The organism is Flavobacterium sp. HJJ (assembly GCF_015351475.1).
Classification (GTDB): Bacteria; Bacteroidota; Bacteroidia; order Flavobacteriales; family Flavobacteriaceae; genus Flavobacterium; species Flavobacterium marginilacus.
Genome location: NZ_JADKPR010000005.1, coordinates 183,309 through 205,262 on the forward strand (window position 1 = coordinate 183,309; position 21,954 = coordinate 205,262).

Genomic DNA, 21,954 nt, shown 5'->3' on the forward strand with positions numbered 1-21,954 from the left:
CTTAAATCATCTGACAGTGTCTCAAATAAATAAACTCAAAATATTCAATGATCCAATTTATGGATTTATTACAATACCCAATCCTTTAATTTACGATTTAGTTCAGCACCCTTATTTTCAAAGGCTGAGACGTATTTCACAAATGGGATTGTCTTATCTCGTATATCCGGGAGCTAATCACACTCGTTTCCATCATGCGCTGGGATGCATGCACTTAATGCAGAAAGCTGTCGATGTTCTCCGTTTTAAAGAAGTAAACATCAGCCCTGAGGAAGAGAATGCTTTATACATAGCTATTTTACTGCATGATATTGGTCATGGTCCTTTTTCTCATGCCATGGAAAGCAGTATTGTCGAAGATGTTCATCACGAGGAAATATCCTTATTATTGATGAATCAGCTCAATATTGAATTCAGCGGTAAATTGAGTCTGGCTATTCAGGTTTTTAAGGGAGAATATCATCGAAAATTCATGCTGCAGCTGATTTCAAGCCAGCTTGATATGGACCGAATGGATTATTTAAAAAGGGATAGTTTTTATTCTGGGGTTTCAGAAGGAAATATTAATTCCGAAAGATTGATTCAGATGATGAATGTTGTAGATGATGTTCTGGTTATTGAAGAAAAAGGGATTTACTCAGTCGAAAAGTTTTTAATGTCAAGACGATTGATGTATTGGCAGGTTTACTTACACAAAACCAGTCTAGCAGCCGAATTGATATTGACCAAAGTACTGAAACGTGCCAAAGAACTGACCGAAAGAGGAATGGTTTTGCCCTGCAGTAAATCATTATTGTTTTTTATGCAAAACAAGGTAACCCTAGAAACTTTTGATCAAAAAACAGTAAAACTCTTTACCAAACTTGATGATTTTGATATTATCAGTGCTTTAAAAGAATGGGAAAGCCATGATGATTTTATACTCTCTTCATTGAGCCGAATGATTATCAATAGAGATTTATTAAAAATCAAATTAACCAATGATAAAGTGTCACTCGAAGAATTACAGGACCAGAAAGAGCGTTTCGCTTCTCAAAATAAAATTTCTTTGACTGAGGCAGGCTATTTCATATTTAAAGGAAAAATAAAAAGCCAGGCATATAACAAACTAGCTGAACCTATAAGGATTTTAAATAAAGATGCAACTATCGAAGATGTTGTAGAGGCATCTGACCAGCTGAATTTGAAGTCGTTATCAAGACTGGTAACTAAGTATTACATTTGTTTTCCAAAACAACTGCTTTAAAATTAACATTTAAAACCTATTTTTCATATTTTTGTCGCCATGAATCAAGCTAATCTATTTTTATTATATAGTGTGAGAACTAACTTTTAGTCTGTTCCATCTTATACTTTTTAAAAATACAATACAATAAGATGAAATTTACAGCTGAACAAATAGCAGGGATTTTAGAAGGAGAGATTGTTGGTAATGCCAATGCTGAAGTATCCCGTTTATCCAAAATCGAAGAAGGAACAGAAGGCTCACTTACTTTTTTATCCAATCCAAAATACACAAACTTTATTTATACCACAAAAGCATCAATTACGATTGTTAATGATTCTTTTGTTCCCGAAACTCCAATAAGTACAACACTTATAAAAGTAGCAGATGCTTATAAGGCATTTTCGAAACTGCTTGAATTTTACAATCAGGTGAAATTAAATAAAAACGGTATCGAAACACCTTCCTTTATTTCTGAAAGTGCTGTTTATGGCGAAAATCTATATTTAGGAAGTTTTAGCTACATAAGCGACAATGTGAAATTGGGAAATAATGTAAAAATATATCCTGGGAGTTTCATTGGAGACAATGTCTCTATTGGAAACAATGTGATTATTTTCGCTGGCTCTAAAATTTATTCAGAAACTGTAATTGGAAATAACTGTACCATTCATTCAGGAGCAATTATAGGTGCTGACGGTTTTGGCTATGCTCCAAACGAAGACGGCACTTATGATAAAATTCCGCAGATAGGAAATGTAATTATTGAAGACAATGTGGATATTGGTGCCAATTCTACTATAGACAGGGCAACATTAGGATCTACTGTTATCAGAGCTGGTGTAAAAATAGACAACCAAGTACAGATTGCCCATAATGTCGAAATCGGTAACAACACAGTTATTGCTGCTCAAACAGGAATAGCAGGTTCTACAAAAGTAGGAGGCAACTGTATGATAGGAGGTCAGGTAGGTATTGTAGGGCATTTAACAATAGGAAATAACGTCCGTATTCAGGCTCAGTCTGGAGTAGCAAGTAATATAAAAGACAACGAAGTTCTTCAGGGAAGCCCAACATTTGGATATTCTGATTTTAGTAAATCGTATGTTTATTTTAAGAATTTACCTAAAATGGTAAAAGAAATAGAAGAGTTAAAAAAACAAATATTAAACCAAAAAAATGGAAACAATGGTTAAACAAAAGACCATCAAAACAGAAATTTCGCTGACAGGAGTTGGACTGCATACTGGAAAAGAAGTAAAAATGACTTTTAAACCTGCTCCAGTAAACAATGGATTTACATTTGTTCGTGTAGATCTTGAAGGACATCCTGTTATTGAAGCTGATGCTAATTATGTAGTTAATACACAACGTGGTACTAATTTAGAAAAATTGGGTGTAAAAATTCAGACACCTGAGCATGTTTTGGCAGCCTTGATGGGTTCTGATCTGGATAATATTATCATCGAGTTAGATGCTTCTGAACTTCCGATTATGGACGGCTCTTCAAAATTTTTCATGGAAGCAATTGATCAAGCAGGTATTGAAGAACAGGAATTAAACCGTAATATATATGTAGTTAAAGAAGTAATTTCATTTACTGATGAAGCTTCCGGAAGTGAAATTATGGTAATGCCGAGTGATCATTACAGTGTAACGACTATGGTTGATTTTGGTACAAAAATATTAGGAACACAAAATGCCACTTTAAAAACAATTGACGATTTCAAAAATGAAATTTCTAATGCAAGAACATTTAGTTTTCTGCATGAACTAGAAGCTTTATTAGAAAACGGATTGATTAAAGGCGGTGATTTAAATAATGCCATTGTATATGTAGATAAAGATATTTCGGAGTCTACAATGGAAAGCCTGAAAAAAGCCTTTGGCAAAGACGAGATTACTGTAAAACCAAATGGTATCTTAGATAATCTTACACTGCATTATCCAAACGAAGCTGCAAGACATAAATTATTAGATGTAATTGGTGATTTAGCTTTAATCGGAACAAAAATTCAAGGAAAAATCATCGCTAATAAACCTGGACATTTTGTAAATACTCAATTTGCAAAAAAAATGTCAAAAATCATCAAAAACGAACAAAGAAATTATGTTCCAACTTATGATTTGAATCAGGAGCCTTTGATGGATATTCATAAAATTATGGCTATGTTACCGCATAGACCTCCGTTTTTACTGATTGACAGAATTATCGAAATGTCTGACAGCCACGTAGTAGGAATGAAAAATGTTACAATGAATGAAAATTTCTTTGTTGGACACTTTCCTAATGCACCGGTAATGCCTGGAGTATTGATTGTAGAAGCAATGGCGCAGACAGGAGGTATCCTAGTCTTAAGCACAGTTCCAGACCCAGAAAATTATCTGACTTTTTTCATGAAAATTGATAATGTAAAATTCAAACAAAAAGTATTACCTGGAGATACACTTATTTTTAAATGTGATCTGATAACTCCAATACGCAGAGGAATCTGTCACATGCAGGCAAATGCATACGCAAATGGGCGATTAGTAGCTCAAGCCGAATTAATGGCACAGATTGCCAGAAAACAATAATTTTTTTGCTGATTTGATTAATCGTTTATCCGATTAATCAATCAACAAGTTAAACGACTAAACAAAATATATGAATCAACCGTTAGCATACGTTCATCCAGGTGCAAAAATCGCCAAGAATGTTGTAATTGAACCTTTTACAACGATACATAACAATGTTATTATCGGAGACGGAACTTGGATAGGTTCTAATGTTACTATAATGGAAGGTGCACGAATTGGCAAAAATTGTAACATTTTCCCTGGGGCAGTAATTGCTGCTGTACCGCAGGATTTAAAATTTGGCGGAGAAGACTCTCTAGCCATTATAGGTGATAACTGTACCATCAGAGAATGTGTTACCATAAACAGAGGAACTATAGCTTCTGGACAGACCACTATCGGAAACAACTGCCTGATTATGGCTGCCGCGCATATTGCTCACGACTGCCATGTAGGTGACAACGCAATCATTGTAAACGGTGTTTTACTGGGCGGTCACGTGACAATTGGAAATTACGCAGTTATCGGAGGTCTTTCAGCTGTTCATCAATTCATAAGTGTTGGAGATCACGCTATGATTTCCGGAGGATCTTTATTAAGAAAAGATGTTCCTCCTTATACAAAAGCAGCAAAAGAGCCTTTATCATATGTAGGAATCAATTCCATAGGACTAAGAAGAAGAGGATTCTCAACAGAAAAAATAAGAGAAATCCAGGACATATATCGCATTCTTTATCAAAAAAACTACAATACAACTCAGGCAATTGGTATTATTGAAGCCGAAATGGAAGCTACGACTGAACGTGATGAAATATTAGATTTTATCCGAAATTCATCTCGTGGCGTTATGAAAGGATACACTGGAAATTATTAAAAAAAAAGTCGGTTAATCGTTTATTTATCAAATCGTTTAATCGGCAAATAAATAAAAGATTAACAAAAAAAACGAATTAACAAAAAAACACAAAAATGGCATCTACATCAGATATTAAAAACGGGCTTTGCATAAAGCACAATCACGATATTTACAAAATCATTGAGTTCCTTCATGTGAAACCAGGAAAGGGACCTGCATTTGTAAGAACTAAATTAAAGTCTTTGACAAATGGAAAAGTTCTGGATAATACTTTTTCTGCAGGACATAAAATCGACACAGTAAGAGTAGAAACTCATACTTTCCAATTTTTATACCCAGAAGGGAATGATTTCCATTTCATGAATGCTGAAACTTTTGAGCAGATTACTTTAAACAGAAATGTTCTAGATTCTCCAGATTTGTTAAAAGAAGGAGAAAATGTAATGATCCAGATTAATACTGAAACTGATTTACCATTATCTGTAGATATGGCTCCATCAGTGATTTTGGAAGTAACTTATGCTGAACCAGGAGTTAAAGGAAATACAGCAACCAATGCTACAAAACCTGCAACTGTTGAAACTGGTGCAACTGTAAACGTTCCATTGTTTATTAACGAAGGAGACAAAATAAAAATTGATACTGCTACTGGTTCTTACATGGAACGAGTGAAAGAGTAGTTTGTCAATTAGACAATGAATCAATGTGATAATTAGTCAGTTAACAAATTACCTAATTATCACATTTTCTAATTTTCAAATTATCTAATTAAAAAGATGAAATTCCCAAAAGTTTATTCTCTACAATTTATTGCAGATTTACTTGAATGTGAATTTGTAGGAGATGCAGCATTTCCAATCCAAGGTATGAATGAAATTCATGTTGTTGAACCTGGTGATATTGTTTTTGTTGACCATCCAAAATATTACGAAAAAGCTTTAAACTCTGCAGCTACGATTGTTTTAATAAACAAAAAAGTGGAATGTCCTGAAGGCAAAGCATTATTGATTTCTGATGATCCTTTTAGAGATTTCAATATTTTGACTAAGCATTTCAAACCTTTCGCGCAGGCAAATGCTATAGTTTCTCCTTCTTCAAAAATTGGCAAAGGAACCGTTATCCAGCCAAACGCTTTCATTGGAAACAATGTCACTATCGGTGAAAATTGTCTGATTCATGCTAATGTTTCAATTTATGACCATACAATTATAGGTAACAACGTGATTATTCATTCCGGATCTGTCCTTGGAGCTGATGCTTTTTATTACAAAAAAAGAGCCGAAGGCTATGACCAATTGCTGTCAGGAGGCCGTGTTGTCATAAAAGATAATGTTGGAATTGGAGCCCTTTGTACAATTGACAAAGGAGTTACTGGAGATACAATTATTGGCGAAGGCACAAAAATTGATAATCAGGTACATGTCGGCCACGATACGATTATCGGTAAAAAATGTTTAATTGCTTCTCAGACAGGTATTGCAGGCTGTGTAATTATTGAAGATGAAGTTACAATTTGGGGACAAGTTGGAACTACGAGCGGTATTACTATAGGTGCCAATGCTGTCATTATGGGACAGACAGGAGTAACAAAATCAATTGAGGGCGGAAAAAGCTATTTTGGCACACCAATTGAAGAATCAAGAGAAAAATTAAAGCAATTAGCAAATATTAAGAAGATTCCTGAGATTTTAAATAAATTGAAATAATTATGTCTGCTAAGGAAATTGTAAAAAATTTTTATAAATCAGATGCCTTCATTAACCCTGAGATAATGAAAGAATATTTGCATCCGGAATGTATTTTGGATTGGAATAGCAGCAAAGGTTTTATTCAAATGGATTATGAAGCTATACTAAGCTTAACTTACGATATTAGCAGAGCTTATGTACGGACTAAAGCAAGAATCAGTCATATTGTAGAAGAAGGAAATACGGTTTCAGTTCGTTTTACACATTATGTAAAAACAATAGAGAATCCCAGAGAAGAAATGTTTTTGGCTCATATGATGATTATATGGGAAATAAAAGACAATAAATTATACAGAGGTTATCAAATGAGTCAAATTTAGTTAATTATTTTTATTATAAATAAGTTTAAAATAATTACAAAAGACTTACTTTTGCGAAACAATTTTAAAAACTACATAAAAAATATATCATGAGTGTTTTAGTTAATAAAGATTCAAAAATAATTGTTCAAGGATTCACGGGAAGCGAAGGAACATTCCACGCTACTCAAATGATTGAGTACGGTACAAATGTTGTTGGCGGTGTTACTCCAGGAAAAGGAGGAACTACACATCTAGATTTACCGGTTTTCAATACAGTAAAAGATGCAGTTGTTCAAGCTGGAGCTGATACTTCAATTATTTTTGTACCGCCTGCTTTTGCTGCAGATGCTATTATGGAAGCTGCAGATGCAGGAATTAAAGTAATTATTGCAATTACAGAAGGAATACCTGTTGCTGATATGATTAAAGCAAACAGCTATGTTAAACAAAGAAATGCTAGATTAATCGGACCAAACTGTCCAGGAGTTATTACTCCAGGTGAAGCTAAAGTTGGAATTATGCCAGGTTTCGTTTTCAAAAAAGGAACTGTTGGAATCGTTTCAAAATCTGGAACTTTAACTTACGAAGCAGCTGATCAGGTTGTAAAACAAGGGTTAGGAATCACTACTGCTATCGGAATTGGCGGTGACCCAATCATTGGAACAACTACCAAAGAAGCGGTAGAGTTATTAATGAACGACCCAGAAACTGAGTGCATCATCATGATTGGTGAAATTGGAGGTCAATTAGAGGCTGATGCTGCTAAATGGATCAAAGCTGATGGTAACCGCAAACCAGTTATTGGTTTTATCGCTGGTGAAACTGCTCCTGCAGGACGTACAATGGGACATGCTGGTGCTATAGTTGGAGGATCCGATGATACAGCTGCTGCTAAAAAACAAATTATGAAAGACAACGGAATTCACGTTGTTGATTCTCCTGCTGAAATAGGAAAGAAAGTTAAAGAAGTACTTGGATAATCTCCAATTTATTTAAATAATAAATTCCAAAAAAAGTCTCAATATTTTGTTGAGACTTTTTTACATTTTTAAAATGTCTGGAAAATAATCAAAAACTTAGCAATTCAGACTATAAGAATCTTGTTGCTTAAAAAATTAAAATATGTACAAAGAATTAGAAAAGTTTACTGTAAATGGAAATTTTACATTTACACAGGAAGATAATTTAGAAGCAGTTTGTAATGCTTCACAAACTGGAAGCGGCGTTTTTATTGTTTATGCTGTGGCAAATGATACTAAAGAATTAATAATGGCTGGTTCTACAGGAACCGTTCAGAATGACGGGACTTTAAAAAGTAAAAACGGAGGTCTTTATGACAAAATTGTAAATGGACATCAATTTGCAAAAACAGGAAGAAAATATTCTTGGCCTGCACAAATGAAAAAAGAAAGTATTGATACGCTTGAAGTTTATTGGTTTGAAACTTTTAATGATACTGTAAAATCAATCCCTACTAGTGTTGAAGGACAGGTTTTGCAAAATTTCTTAGACGAAACCGGAAAACTTCCAAGATGGAATATAGCTTTTTAAATACATTATCTTTTAAAAACAAAAAATGCTTTACATTTCAGTAAAGCATTTTTTGTTTTTATCGGTTTTTTAAATGAAAGCTTTATTTTTCTTTAAAATCCACTGATAAAGAATTCACACAATACCGCTGTCCTGTTTTTGTCGGACCATCTTCAAAAACATGACCTAAATGCCCGCCACAATTTGCACAGACAATTTCGGTTCGGGTCATTCCATGTGTTGCATCAGGTATATATTCTACTTTTCCTGGTATTGATTCATCAAATGAAGGCCAGCCACAATGTGCATCAAACTTTGAATTGCTTTCAAAGAGGGGAGTACCGCAGCCTCCGCAGCAATAATGACCCTTCTCAAAATGCAGATTATATTTTCCTGTATGCGGATATTCAGTTCCTTTCTGACGAAGAATTCTATACCGTTCAGAACCTAATTCTTCTTCCCATTCTTTCTCTGATTTTACAAAAGGATAATTCATAATAGGTGAAATTTATTTTTTAGTTATCATATATATTATCGCCTTTTTTTATTGGTATTTTGCTAACGCAAACTTATGGTTAATGACGATTTCATGATTATTATTTTTTAATAAAATTAATTATTTTTTCAATCACTTGATGATCTGCCAGTATTTTTCTGTGACCAAGTTTCTCAGTCAGCATTAATTCTCCGTTTTTAAGATGCTTATGAATATGTATTCCTGCTTTTACGGATACTTCAGGATCATTTTTGTCATGAATAACCAATGTAGGAATCAAAGTTATTTCTGCTGCTTTATAAGCACTGTAATCATTCATCTTTCCGCCATATTTGTGCTCAAAACGCTCACATAACAGTTTGCTTATAATTGGTTTTAAACCCAATTTAGCTACAAAATCATCAGTAATATCCTGGACAATATCTCCGCTTCCAATAATAACAGCTTTATCAACCTTCAATCCTTCTTTTATCGCATTCATAACAGACATTCCTCCCAATGAATGGCCAACAGCAATTTCAAAAGGCCCGAACTGCTTGTCAATTTCAATAATAGATGCAATAAAGTCAATCATAATTGTCGAATTTCCAGGTGATTTCCCATGCGCAGGAGCGTCAAAACTTACTGTTTGGTAACCTAAATTAACCATTTCTTTTGCAATCTTACACAGCTGAGTGCCTCTTCCGGACCAGCCATGAACTAAAAGCACTTTTTTGCCTGAATCGTTTTTTCCGTATTCGTAAATATTTATTTTTCTGTTTATTGATGGAACTGTAATCATTTGCTGTATGCTTTTTTCATCCATTTCAATTTCTCGTTTTGGAATCTTATGTTTTATTGGTGTAATGAATAATTTCGAAGCATACACAACAGCCCATTTTATAGACAGAAACGCAATAACCTTACTAGATAGTAAGATAATTTTTGGAATTTTTAAAGGCTTAGTATGATTTGAAGCATTTTTTGTCATATTGATAAAATTATTAAAAGTCTTTAAATGTTAACTTTTTTTAACTAAATTTAAAAAACACAAAAGTACTATAAATTTAATGTTAATATAATTTAGTTTTTCGCAATAAAGTTTGTAGTTTTTTAAATTTAGTAAACTATTGAAACGTCTGAAAATATAAGCCTTTTTTTAAGAGAATTTAAATAAATAATTGGATGGAAATACTTCACGTGGGTGCAGAATGTTACCCAGTTGCAAAAGTGGGGGGATTAGCTGATGTAATTGGTTCATTACCAAAATATCAAAACAATAAAAACAATAATGTTAGCGTGGCTATTCCATGTTACCAGACAGTATTTAGGTTAGAAAATAATTTTGAATGCATTCATTGGGGAAAATTAAAATTAGGGCAGTTTAATTTTCCTTACAGCGTACTAAAAGAGACAACAGATAAACTGGGATTTGAGCTTTATTTAATTGAAATACCTGAACTCTTTGACCGGCCAAATGTTTACAGCTATAGAGATGATATCGAGCGGTTTTTATCTTTTCAAATTGCTGTCTTAGACTGGATTTCTGGGCTAAGCTCGATACCAGACATTATTCATTGTCACGATCATCATACAGGGTTAATACCTTTTATGAAGAATTATTGCTTCAAATATGAAAAATTAAAAAATGTTGCTGCAATTATTACAATTCATAACGGATTGTATCAAGGAATATTCACGTTTAACAAATTATATTATCTGCCTGAATTTGATTTAATACACATAAAAGAATTAGAATGGGGAAACTGCATTAATTCATTGGCGTCAGCGATAAAATGTTCGGACGAAATCACAACTGTGTCAACAACTTATCTGAACGAAATAAATTATTCTGACAATGGTCTTGAAACATTATTTCAGCGGGTAAGAAACAAGTCAAGAGGTATACTTAATGGAATTGATATGGATGTTTGGGATCCAAGCAGAGATACAATGTTAGAAATGAATTACTCAGTGACTGACTTTAGTGAAGGAAAACAAAAAAACAAAGAGCATTTGTGTTCTCTTTTTAAGATGAATCCAGATAAACCCCTTTTTAGTTTTATTGGAAGATTATATAATGAAAAAGGAGCCGATTTATTGGCTAAAACCATATCATCAGCTTTGACTACATATAAAAATGAAATAAATTTCTTAATTTTAGGATATGGAGATATTGAAATAGAAAATCAGCTTAAGCAATTATTGGAAGTATATAAAGAAAACTATCATGTTCATATAGGTTATAATGAAGAATTAGCCCATAAAACTTATGCCGGATCTGATTTTCTTTTAATCCCTTCACGCATTGAGCCCTGCGGATTAAATCAAATGTATGCAATGCGCTATGGAACAATTCCAATAGTAAGAAGAACCGGCGGACTAAGAGATACTATTATTGATTTTGAAGATAATGGAAATGGTATTTGCCACGATCAGGCATCTGCAGAAGACATTTGTGATGCTATACAAAGAGCCGTAAATCTATATTCAGATAAAGATGCGATCGGCCAAATTAGAATTAAAGGAATGAATACAGACCATTCCTGGGAACACGTAAGCCAGGAATATATAGAATTATATAATTTAATTATTGGAAAAAGACATGAAAACTAAAAAGAAAAATGTTATCGCTATTATTTTAGGAGGCGGTCAGGGTTCTAGATTATTTCCCTTAACTGCAAGAAGATCAAAACCTGCTGTACCAATTGGCGGAAAATACAGATTAGTAGATATTCCTATTTCAAACTGCATTAATTCTGATATATACAAAATGTTTGTATTGACACAATTTAATTCGGCTTCTCTAAATGCGCATATTAAAAATACTTATAATTTTGGATTTTTCAGTAATTCATTTGTTGATATTTTAGCTGCAGAACAGACTCCAGACAATCCCACATGGTTTCAGGGAACTGCTGATGCAGTACGACAATGTATGCCGCACTTTTTAAACCATGAATTTGATTATGCACTAATATTATCCGGTGACCAATTATATCAAATGGATTTTAATGAAATGATTGAAGCCCATATTGTAGCCGAAGCAGATATTACTATTGCCACATTGCCTGTAAATGACAAAGATGCTCCTGAATTTGGAATTTTAAAAACGAATTCAGACAGCACAATTCAATCCTTTATAGAAAAACCTGCCAAGGAATTATTACCTGATTGGACATCAGAAGTAAGCGATGAAATGAAAAGGCAGGGAAAACTCTATCTGGCTTCTATGGGGATTTATATTTTTAATAGAAAGCTATTAATTGAATTGATGTCTGACCCTGAAACTAAAGATTTTGGAAAAGAAATTATTCCGCAAGCTGTAGCAAACAACAAGCTCTTAAGTTATCAATACGAAGGCTATTGGACTGATATAGGAAATATTGATTCTTTTTTTGAAGCAAATATTGGATTAACAGACGATATTCCTCAATTTAATTTATTTGATAATGACAATAGAATCTACACCAGACCTCGTTTATTATCTCCATCCAAATTTCATAATACATTAGTCGAAAGATCTTTAATTTCAGAGGGATGTATTATTCATGCCAAAGAGATTACCAAATCTGTTATAGGTAACCGCTCTAGAATAGGCGAGGGTACTGTAATCCAGCACAGTTATGTAATGGGTAATGATTTATACCAAAGTATAGAGGATATTAATGAAAACATTCAGAACAAGATCCCATTAATTGGTATTGGTGAAAGATGTTTTATTCATAATGCAATCGTAGACAAAAACTGCAGAATAGGGGATGATGTGTATATTAAAGGAGGTACTCATCTCGCTGACACAGTAACCGAATTGTATTGTGTTAAAGAAGGAATTGTTGTAATTCGAAAAGGAGCTATAATTCCAAACAACTTTACCGTTAAATAACTTCAAGTAAATAAGCATTAACAAGTTATATTTTTTCTACTACTAAAACTGATTACACCAAATAGACAGTACAATTTATTGGACTTCGGTTTGGTGTAAAAGGTATTTTATAGACACAAACAATTGCATAAATATCCAAATTTATTTAAATTAGTTACCCTAAATAAATATCCAATTATATATCCAATTTTACCAATATCATGCAGAATCAAACCCGTATCATAATAGAAAATGTTTTGCCGCAGCTTAATAGCGGCAGTTTTGCCATTAAAAGAATCGTTGGCCAAAAAGTATCTGTAACAGCCGAAGTCTTTTCAGATGGTCATGATGTCATAGAATGCTGTGTTAAGTTCAAACACGAATTTGATAAAAACTGGAATGAAGTCCGAATGGTTCATAATCAGAATGATGAATGGTCAGCTGAATTCCATGTAGAAAAACAGGGAAAATATACTTATTTTGTAGAAGGCTGGGTAGATTATGCACTAAACTGGCAGCATGGTACTGAACGAAAAATCAATGACAATCAATATGTAAAATCAGAACTGCTGGAAGGAGCAGAGTATATCCGTGAAATCCTTAGTGCAGTTGATGCTTCTGACAATGAATACCTTAATCAGCTGGTATATTATTTCACAACTGAATCAGAATACGATAATGCTGTAAGAGAAACAAAGTCAGAAAGGCTTATCAGTATTTTCAAAAAATATCCTGTCCGATTTTTAGAAAATAAATCAATTGATTTAGAAATATATGTTGACCGAAAAAAAGCGCTTTTCAGTACTTGGTATGAATTTTTTCCGCGGTCAGCTTCTTCTGAAGAAGGAAAACACGGAACTTTCAAAGACTGCGAAAGACTCCTTCCCAGAGTTGCTGAAATGGGATTTGATACGCTTTATTTTCCGCCGATTCATCCTATTGGGGAAGTAAACCGAAAAGGAAAAAACAACGCCACAAATGCTGAATATGGTGATGTAGGCTCTCCTTGGGGAATTGGTTCCCATCACGGCGGACACAAATCAACACATCCTGAATTAGGTTCTATCGAAGATTTTAAAGAATTGGTACAAAAAGCTAAAGATTTAGGAATTGAAGTCGCAATGGATTATGCCCTGCAGGCCGCACCGGATCATCCTTATGTAAAAGATTTTCCGCAATGGTTCAAATGGAGGCCTGACGGAACCGTACAGTATGCCGAAAACCCTCCAAAAAAATATCAGGATATTCAGCCTATTTATTTTGAGAGTTCTGACTGGAAGAATCTTTGGAAAGAACTGCTTGATGTTGCTTTATTTTGGATTGAAGAATGCGGTATTCAAATATTCAGAGTTGATAATCCGCATACCAAGCCATTTTATTTTTGGGGCTGGTTAATTGCCGAAATCAAAAAGAAGCATCCAGATGTTTTATTTTTGGCAGAAGCTTTTACACGTCCTAAAATAATGAATGAGCTGGCCAAACAAGGCTTCAGCCAGTCTTACACTTATTTTACATGGAGAAATACCAAACAGGAGTTAACCGAATATGTTGAAGAATTGACCAAAACTGAGCAAAAAGAATTTTACCGCCCCAATTTTTGGCCAAACACACCAGACATTAACCCTTTTGCTCTACAGAATGGAAACGAATCTGTCCATTTGCAAAAATATTTCCTCGCAGCCACATTAAGTTCAAATATTGGAATTTACGGACCCGTTTTTGAATATATGGTCAGCACACCTATGGCTCCTGGAAAAGAAGAATACCTGCATTCTGAAAAATACCAATGCTATACCTGGGACTGGAACATAAAAAACAAACTCACTACGCTGATAACACGAATAAACACAATCAGAAAAGAACAAATTTCATTACAGCAGACCAATAATATTGTTTTTTGCGAAACCAATAATGATCAAGTAATCGCTTATTATAAATTCGATGATAATAAACAAAACGAAACACTGATGATTGTCAGTCTTGATCCGTATCATACCGGCAAAGCAATGATAAAACTTCCATCACAACTTGAGAGCCATAACATCCAGATTGATGATTTGATTACCGGAAATACCTATTCATGGAATAATGAATGGAATTATGCTGAACTCCCTCCAGAATTGCCTTTTCATCTATTTAAAATTCAGAAATAATGGTTGATAAAATTAACGAAGCCGAATATAAAAACCCGCTTGTATTTCATACAGACTGGGAAAATGCTTTTGAAGACGAAAGTTTTATTAAAATTTTTGCTTCCGATATTTTAGAAAATTACATTATCAACAAAAGGTGGTATGGAGGTAAAGCCAGTACATTAAAATACATTGAAATTGTACATTCCTTCAAAATTACTTCAGCAGACAATACATATTACGGTGTTTTATTAGAAGTTAATTTTAAAGAAGCTTTTTACCAGCATTACTTTATGCCTCTGGCTTTTTTACCGCAAAAAGATTTAGATACTAATACTATTATTGCTCCGGTAGTAATGAATGAAAAAGAAGGTTATCTTGTAGATGCTCTGCATCAGGAAGATTTCAGAAAATTACTTTTTGAAAAAATTATTCATTCCAAAAAAGATGAAGAAACTAAAGTAAGCTTTCACAAAGGAAAAAAACTGCATGCCAAAGAATATATTTCCTCTCATTTTATGGGGGTAGAACAAAGCAATACTTCAATAGTTTTTAATGACAATTTAGTGTTGAAAATTTTTAGAAGAATATATATCAGTATGAATCCGGATTATGAAATCAGCCGTTTTCTTACTGAAAGAATGAACTTTAAGCATTCACCAGCCTATACCGGAAGTATCAGTATTGTCTTTTCGGAAGGAAATATTACGCTGGGACTAATGCAGGAATTGGTTCCCAATCAGGGAGATGCATGGAAATATATGCTGGAAGAAGCTGACCGGATTTTTGAAAATCTGAGCACCAAAAAGATCACAGTGAGCAGACTTCCAGAAATAGAATTATTTAAAAGGCTTCCGTTAAAAGATGTACCCCATGAAATAATTGATTGGGCTGGACTGAGTATTTTTTTAAGAATTCAAACTTTAGCTTCCCGAACCGCCGAAATGCATATAGCACTTGGAAGCGATATTCATGAAACCGCTTTTACACCTCTTACTTATAATGGTGATTATTCTGTTTGGCTAAAAAACAGATTGACTTATCAATTTCAAAACCGATTGAATATCTTAGAAAATAATCTGCACAAATTAGATGGTTTAGAATTAGAGTTAGCTAATAAATTTTTGGACAATAAAAAAGAAATCAGAAAAGTTTTCCTTGATTTTGACTGGACTCAGATGAAATCGGAACGGATCCGCATTCATGGTGACTATCATTTAGGCCAGGTTTTAGTGAATGGTGATGATTTTTGCATTCTTGATTTTGAAGGAGAACCGGAAAGTACGATCAGGGATCGAAAAGTAAAACAGCCGCCATTAAAAGATGTAGCAGGAATGTTTCGATCCTTTCATTATGCAATTTATGCCACTATATTCAACAGCAATGATAAATATCCTTATACGCAGGAAGAACTTTTTCAGGCAGGAGAAATTTTATACAAATATTTTGTAGGCGTTTTTCTAAATACCTATACTGAAGTGGCTCAATCTGGTAATTTAAATATTGGCTATCAAAAAGAAATTGATTTTTTACTAAAATACTGTCTTCTTGAAAAAGCAATCTACGAATTGGGTTATGAATTAAATTCCCGTCCCAGATGGTCAGTAATTCCATTAACAGGAGTTGCCAGTATAATGGGGTTTAATACAATTAATTGATTACAATTTCACAAGAAAAAAATAAAAATACACAATGAACAAAGTACAGACCTATTCCCTTTTTACAGATTTCGACATTGATTTATTCAAAGCCGGCAAACATTTCAGACTTTACGAAAAATTAGGAGCTCATCTTATCGAAGTGGATGGAGTGAAAGGTGTTTATTTTGCAGTATGGGCGCCATCAGCAAGAACGGTTTCGGTTGTAGGAGATTTTAATTATTGGATACAGGGAGAACATCCTTTACAGGTACGATGGGATTCATCAGGAATATGGGAAGGTTTTATTCCAGGGATAGAGCAGGGAACCACATACAAATATAAAATACAATCCCATAATGAGGAAATTATTACAGAAAAAGCAGACCCATTTGCTTTTTACTGCGAAAAACCACCACATACTGCTTCTGTTATCTGGGATCTTGATTATAAGTGGGAAGATAAAAAATGGATGCAGACCCGAAAAGAGCATAACGATTTAGACAAACCATATTCTGTTTATGAAGTTCATTTGGGCTCATGGAAAAGACATGGTGAAGAAAACCGTTTTTTAACTTATCTGGAATATGCTGAAGATTTAGTAAAATATGTCAAAGAAACAGGCTTTACTCATGTGGAATTTATGCCTGTTATGGAGTATCCGTATGATCCTTCGTGGGGTTATCAATTGGTCGGCTATTTTGCACCTACCTCTCGTTTTGGGAATCCTCAGGATTTTATGACATTGGTAGATAAACTTCATCAGGCTGGTATTGGTGTGATTTTAGACTGGGTTCCGTCACATTTTCCAGAAGATGCTCATGGTCTGGGCTTTTTTGACGGTTCTAATTTATTTGAGCATCCAGACCGTCGAAAAGGTTACCATCCGGATTGGAAAAGCTTAGTTTTTAATTATGGGCGAAATGAAGTCCGTTCCTTTTTAATAAGTAATGCGCTGTTTTGGCTGCATCATTATCATATTGACGGTCTTAGAGTAGACGCAGTGGCTTCTATGCTGTATTTGGATTATTCCAGAGAAGAAGGTGAGTGGGAGCCAAATATTTATGGCGGAAGAGAAAATCTGGATACTATCAGCTTTTTAAAAGACTTTAATGAAGCCGTTTATGGCAATTATGAAGGAGTACAGACTATTGCCGAAGAAAGCACTTCGTTCCCTATGGTTTCAAGGCCTGCTTACGCTGGAGGATTAGGTTTTGGAATGAAATGGATGATGGGCTGGATGCATGATACATTGGAGTATTTTCAAAAAGAAACCGTGTATCGAAAATACCATCAAAACGATTTAACGTTCTCAATGACTTATACCTATACTGAAAATTTTATGCTTCCTCTTTCACACGATGAAGTAGTATATGGAAAAAGATCTATTCTAGGAAGAATGCCTGGTGATGAATGGCAGCGATTTGCAAATCTGCGCTTACTTTATGGTTATATGTTTGCACATCCCGGAACCAAATTACTATTTATGGGAGCAGAATTTGGGCAAAGCAGGGAGTGGGATTTTCAAAATAGTCTGGATTGGCACTTGCTTCAATATGATTTTCACAATGGAATAAAAAAGACAATTACAAAACTCAACCAATTATACAAAACGGAGCCTGCTTTGTATGAAAAACAGTTTAGTCCTGAGGGTTTTGAATGGATTAATTATTCAGACCATGAAAATGCAGTAATGTCATTCATCCGAAAAGGAAACAATCCTAAAGACGATTTAATCATTGTCCTGAATTTTACACAGGTAGTAAGAGAAAATTATCAGATAGGTGTTACTAAATCAGGAAAATTAAGCGAAATATTTAATAGTGATGATACCGCTTTTGGCGGCAGCGGTGTAAAATCTAATAAAGAACCAGTAATAAATAATACTCCGTATGATGGAAAAGCATATTCTGCAGTAATTAAACTTCCGCCATTGGGAGTAATCATTTTTAAAATAGAATGAGTTCAATTATAAAAAAAGATACTACTGATAACTAAACAATAAGATATAATATTAAAAAAATAATACTGTGATTACTTCAATTTTGATTATTACAAATTAAAAATAAATACATTCGCAGAATAAACAAAAAAGACAAACATGGCAGACTTAGCAAAAGGCAATAAAAAATTATTAAACGCATGGGCATTTTACGATTGGGCAAATTCAGTATATCCATTGGTGATTTCTTCAGCAATATTTCCAATTTTTTACGAAGCATTATTTTCAGAAAGAGATCATTATATAGACGTTTTTGGTCTTCATTTAAAAAACTCTGCGTTAATTAGTTTTGTTACCGCTGCCGCTTTTTTAATGGTTGCTATTTTTTCGCCATTATTATCAGGAATAGCTGATTATGTAGGAAATAAAAAATCTTTCATGAAGTTTTTTTGTTATGTAGGAGCTTGTTCCTGTATCGGTTTAAATTGGTTTAGTTTAGAAAACATTTATGTTGGTTTATTTTTCTATTTTTTTGGTTTAATAGGTTTTTGGGGCAGTTTAGTATTTTACAACTCTTATCTGCCAGATATAGCATATACTGAACAGCAGGATGGAGTAAGTGCCAAGGGCTATTCTTTGGGCTACATCGGCAGTGTTATTTTATTAATTCTAAATTTAGCAATGGTAATGATGCCGGATACTTTTGGAATTACAGGAAGTAAAGGAGAAGCGGCCATGAAAGCGATGAAATATTCCTTTGTTATGGTTGGAATCTGGTGGATACTTTTCAGCCAATATACTTATTATTATTTGCCTAAAGGAAATAAAAACACCGATAGAAAAGTAACCAAAACTGTAGTGTTTAATGGTTTTAAAGAACTCAAAAAAGTTTTGGGGCAATTAGAAGCCAATATTCCGTTAAAAAGATATTTAATTAGCTTTTTTGTTTACAGTATGGCTGTTCAGACGGTAATGCTCATCGCCACGTATTTTGGTTCGCAGGAAATAGCATGGGAATCGAGCAGTCAAAGTCAGATAGGACTAATTATATGTATTTTATTAATTCAGCTGGTAGCCGTAGCTGGGGCAATTCTAACTTCAAAAGCATCTGCTAAATTCGGAAACTTACCAACACTTATCATAATCAATTGTTTTTGGTGCTTACTTTGTTCTGCAGCTTATTTTATTGTCACTCCTGTGCAGTTTTATATAATGGCAGCATTAGTAGGCCTTGTAATGGGAGGTATTCAGGCATTATCACGTTCTACTTATTCCAAGCTATTACCAGAAACTGAGGATACAGCTTCCTTTTTTAGCTTTTATGATGTAACCGAAAAAATTGGAATTGTAATAGGAATGTGTGTGTATGGCATTATTGATCAAATTACAGGAAGCCCAAGATTAGCAATTGTTTTTTTGGCCGTATTTTTTGTAATTGGTGTTTTGCTTTTGAATAGAGTTCCAAAAAATGAGGCTGTATCGAAATAAACTACTGTTTTCAAATAAAAACAATTCTTTTTTTAAAGTGAAAAAATATAAAATCCAACAACGTTAAAATGTATTTACCAAAATACAGATTTGTATTCTCTATAATTTAGTCTTACTCCTCTATGGCATTTAATTTTTCTAATAGAAAAATTAAATGCCATTTTTACAAATAAAACCTTATCAAATTAAAATAGTTTTTTAATTCAATTCAAGAGAAAAAAGTATTGGTTTATTGTTTGTTTTAATTAGCATTACAGGTGTATTTATAATAAACTGATGAGTCTTTTTAATGATTAATTAGCCATTTAAAAGATTAAAAAACAGATTTTTTAATTTTTATTGATATCAATTGGTTTTTAGGGTAAAATATTACTTGAATAAACAACTGACTTACAGTACATTATTAATTAATTTCATAATAATCACACTTCCGTCTCTTTTTTTTTACAATAATTAAATTACAGTCAATTATATTTGCACAAAATTAGCTTTATAATGTTGGAAATAATTACGGAGATTTAGTTAAATATATTTTTCAGTTCAGTTTTTAAGAAGTGAAAAAAAATAAAATTATAACAACTTTTTTCTTATAATTTTCAGATCAATATGATGCTTATTTTGTTAGGGATGCTTTTATAATAACCCCATCAATCTATAATATATATAAAAAAAAATTAATCAATTATGAAAAAAATCGTTTTTGCATTTCTACTAATGACCGCTATGGTTCAAGGACAATCCTTTCGATACGACAAATTATTCCTTGAAGCCGGAATTGGATTAGGAATCCCATTATCTAAACTTTCTCCATCAGGAGCAAGAAATGAAAGTATCTCTAAAAGACATTTTCAAGGAGCTTTACGATATATGTTAAATGAGAATATAGGATTATTAGGAAGCTTAAATTATGATTATTTTATAAATAATTTAAATGAAAGAAATGAACAAAAACTAGTGGGTCTAGAATTAGTTTATAATATAGGTAAAACTCTCGAATTATATGGTGATTCAGATAATTTTACAATGTTACTTCATGGTGGTCTTAATGCAGGTGCAATGTCAAGTAAATACAATGACCGTGACTACATTGGAGCTGTAGTTTTTGGAATTAAGCCTGTATGGGCATTTAATGATAAAGTTTCTTTTTTTGCTGATGCAACTTACAAAAGTATTATGGAACAAGATGTTTATTACAATGGAAAAAACACAACTTATCCAAATCCAGGCAAATTTTCAAGCAGTCAGTTTGCTTTAACTTTTGGAATTATAGCTTCTTTAGGGAATAACCGTACCAATGCTGATTTTTTCCATATTAGATAATAAAATCATTTGATTTAAAGCATAAAAAAAGAGGCAAACTGCCTCTTTTTTTATGCTTGCAAATTATCTCCTGTAAACAGTACAAAAAAATATCCTACAAAAAGATAGTCTAGAAAACCGCTAAATTTTTGAAATTTCACCAGAACCGTTCACTTTGGTATCTTTAGATGCCGGATTGCCTTTGTAAGCAATATCGCCAGAGCCTGAAACTCGTGCATACAAACTATCGCTGCAATTTACTATCATGTCACCAGATCCTGAAATAGTCAGGTTAGCTTTCTTTGTAATTAAATTAGTGGCATCAATATCACCCGAACCTGACATTTTAGAATTGAAGTTATCCGAATTTCCAGACAATACAACATCTCCCGATCCACTAAGATTAATTTCAAAATCGGTGGCATTGACGTCCAGTTTCAAATCACCAGAACCAGACAGTTTGGCTTTAAAACTTGAAGCCACAATGTTACTTTTTGATTCCACATTACCTGAGCCAGATAGCGAAACAGCACTAATTTGTTCAAAGGGTACTATCAAAACGAGATTTTTCTTGGTACTGATACTCATATTTTTTTCCACATGAATTTGTAAAACATTATCTTTTACTTCGACCTTGACATAAGGCAAGATATTTTCCTCACCAGTAATTGTTATTGCCCCTTCTTTTCCAGAGACCAATACAACATCAAAAAAGCCTGAAACTCTAATTTGATCGTACTCGCCTGTAGCTCTTTTTTCAGTAACTATTTTTCCATTCCCCTTAATTTTACTTCCTTGAGCATATCCAATAACTGTAACAAGGAAAGTTCCTAAAAGGATTAATTCTAGTGATTTTTTCATTTTTAATTGATTTAAAGATTTATTGATTATGATTG

The 21,954-nt window shown here is 33.3% G+C and carries 19 protein-coding genes; 16 read left to right on the plus strand and 3 right to left on the minus strand.

Going from position 1 to position 21,954, the window contains the following annotated elements; genetic code table 11:
* Nucleotides 1-16 precede the first annotated feature (16 nt).
* The 9 genes from IRZ80_RS06125 (at nt 17) to IRZ80_RS06165 (ending at nt 8,241) form a co-directional block, all read left to right on the plus strand.
* Complete coding sequence (locus IRZ80_RS06125) at nt 17-1,246, plus strand: HD domain-containing protein (RefSeq protein ID WP_194640676.1); 1,230 nt, start codon at nt 17-19, stop codon at nt 1,244-1,246.
* A gap of 131 nt (nt 1,247-1,377) precedes the next feature.
* Complete coding sequence (lpxD, locus tag IRZ80_RS06130) at nt 1,378-2,421, plus strand: UDP-3-O-(3-hydroxymyristoyl)glucosamine N-acyltransferase (protein ID WP_194640677.1); 1,044 nt, start codon at nt 1,378-1,380, stop codon at nt 2,419-2,421.
* Entirely contained in the window at nt 2,414-3,802 is a 1,389-nt protein-coding gene (locus IRZ80_RS06135) for a bifunctional UDP-3-O-[3-hydroxymyristoyl] N-acetylglucosamine deacetylase/3-hydroxyacyl-ACP dehydratase (RefSeq protein ID WP_194640713.1), read from the plus strand. Before lpxD ends, IRZ80_RS06135 begins: the two co-directional genes overlap by 8 nt.
* A gap of 70 nt (nt 3,803-3,872) precedes the next feature.
* Nucleotides 3,873-4,658, plus strand: a complete 786-nt coding sequence (gene lpxA, locus IRZ80_RS06140; protein WP_100430762.1) for an acyl-ACP--UDP-N-acetylglucosamine O-acyltransferase — start codon at nt 3,873-3,875, stop codon at nt 4,656-4,658.
* 95 nt (nt 4,659-4,753) lie between these two features.
* Nucleotides 4,754-5,320 (plus strand): elongation factor P, encoded by a 567-nt coding sequence (efp, locus tag IRZ80_RS06145; RefSeq protein WP_194640678.1) that lies wholly within the window; start codon nt 4,754-4,756, stop codon nt 5,318-5,320.
* 96 nt (nt 5,321-5,416) lie between these two features.
* Nucleotides 5,417-6,346 (plus strand): UDP-3-O-(3-hydroxymyristoyl)glucosamine N-acyltransferase, encoded by a 930-nt coding sequence (locus tag IRZ80_RS06150; RefSeq protein ID WP_194640679.1) that lies wholly within the window; start codon nt 5,417-5,419, stop codon nt 6,344-6,346.
* Between the two features lie 2 nt (nt 6,347-6,348).
* Nucleotides 6,349-6,708, plus strand: coding sequence for a nuclear transport factor 2 family protein (locus tag IRZ80_RS06155; RefSeq protein WP_194640680.1), 360 nt, complete (start codon nt 6,349-6,351; stop codon nt 6,706-6,708).
* 89 nt (nt 6,709-6,797) lie between these two features.
* Complete coding sequence (gene sucD / locus IRZ80_RS06160) at nt 6,798-7,670, plus strand: succinate--CoA ligase subunit alpha (protein ID WP_194640681.1); 873 nt, start codon at nt 6,798-6,800, stop codon at nt 7,668-7,670.
* 142 nt (nt 7,671-7,812) lie between these two features.
* Nucleotides 7,813-8,241 carry a hypothetical protein gene (locus tag IRZ80_RS06165; protein WP_194640682.1) on the plus strand — a complete coding sequence of 143 codons (429 nt, stop codon included), beginning with the start codon at nt 7,813-7,815 and terminating at the stop codon, nt 8,239-8,241.
* A gap of 82 nt (nt 8,242-8,323) precedes the next feature.
* Here the strand turns inward: IRZ80_RS06165 and msrB are convergent, their stop codons facing one another.
* Both msrB and IRZ80_RS06175 read right to left on the minus strand, forming a co-directional pair.
* The gene (msrB, locus tag IRZ80_RS06170) at nt 8,324-8,716 is read right to left on the minus strand and encodes a peptide-methionine (R)-S-oxide reductase MsrB (RefSeq protein ID WP_194640683.1); all 393 of its coding nucleotides are present in this window, start codon (nt 8,714-8,716) and stop codon (nt 8,324-8,326) included.
* Nucleotides 8,717-8,816: 100 nt separating this feature from the next.
* Entirely contained in the window at nt 8,817-9,686 is an 870-nt protein-coding gene (locus IRZ80_RS06175) for an alpha/beta fold hydrolase (RefSeq protein ID WP_194640684.1), read from the minus strand.
* 194 nt (nt 9,687-9,880) lie between these two features.
* On the opposite strand from IRZ80_RS06175, the gene IRZ80_RS06180 reads away from it, so the two are divergent.
* The 7 genes from IRZ80_RS06180 (at nt 9,881) to IRZ80_RS06210 (ending at nt 21,079) form a co-directional block, all read left to right on the plus strand.
* On the plus strand, nt 9,881-11,311 hold the full coding sequence (locus IRZ80_RS06180) for a glycogen synthase (RefSeq protein ID WP_194640685.1): 1,431 nt from the start codon (nt 9,881-9,883) through the stop codon (nt 11,309-11,311).
* A complete protein-coding gene (locus tag IRZ80_RS06185; RefSeq protein ID WP_194640686.1) occupies nt 11,301-12,581 on the plus strand; it encodes a glucose-1-phosphate adenylyltransferase in 1,281 nt (426 codons plus the stop codon). The genes IRZ80_RS06180 and IRZ80_RS06185 overlap by 11 nt, the downstream gene beginning before the upstream one ends.
* A gap of 200 nt (nt 12,582-12,781) precedes the next feature.
* Nucleotides 12,782-14,713: an alpha-1,4-glucan--maltose-1-phosphate maltosyltransferase gene (locus tag IRZ80_RS06190; protein WP_194640687.1), complete on the plus strand. Its 1,932-nt coding sequence runs from the start codon at nt 12,782-12,784 to the stop codon at nt 14,711-14,713.
* Nucleotides 14,713-16,350: a maltokinase N-terminal cap-like domain-containing protein gene (locus tag IRZ80_RS06195; protein WP_194640688.1), complete on the plus strand. Its 1,638-nt coding sequence runs from the start codon at nt 14,713-14,715 to the stop codon at nt 16,348-16,350. Before IRZ80_RS06190 ends, IRZ80_RS06195 begins: the two co-directional genes overlap by 1 nt.
* A 34-nt stretch (nt 16,351-16,384) precedes the next feature.
* Complete coding sequence (glgB, locus tag IRZ80_RS06200; RefSeq protein ID WP_194640689.1) at nt 16,385-18,292, plus strand: 1,4-alpha-glucan branching protein GlgB; 1,908 nt, start codon at nt 16,385-16,387, stop codon at nt 18,290-18,292.
* A gap of 138 nt (nt 18,293-18,430) precedes the next feature.
* Nucleotides 18,431-19,759, plus strand: coding sequence for an MFS transporter (locus IRZ80_RS06205; protein WP_194640690.1), 1,329 nt, complete (start codon nt 18,431-18,433; stop codon nt 19,757-19,759).
* A 684-nt stretch (nt 19,760-20,443) separates the two neighbouring features.
* Nucleotides 20,444-21,079: a hypothetical protein gene (locus IRZ80_RS06210; RefSeq protein WP_194640691.1), complete on the plus strand. Its 636-nt coding sequence runs from the start codon at nt 20,444-20,446 to the stop codon at nt 21,077-21,079.
* 120 nt (nt 21,080-21,199) lie between these two features.
* On the opposite strand, the gene IRZ80_RS06215 is transcribed toward IRZ80_RS06210, so the two are convergent.
* Nucleotides 21,200-21,919: a head GIN domain-containing protein gene (locus IRZ80_RS06215; RefSeq protein ID WP_194640692.1), complete on the minus strand. Its 720-nt coding sequence runs from the start codon at nt 21,917-21,919 to the stop codon at nt 21,200-21,202.
* Nucleotides 21,920-21,954: the final 35 nt, after the last annotated feature.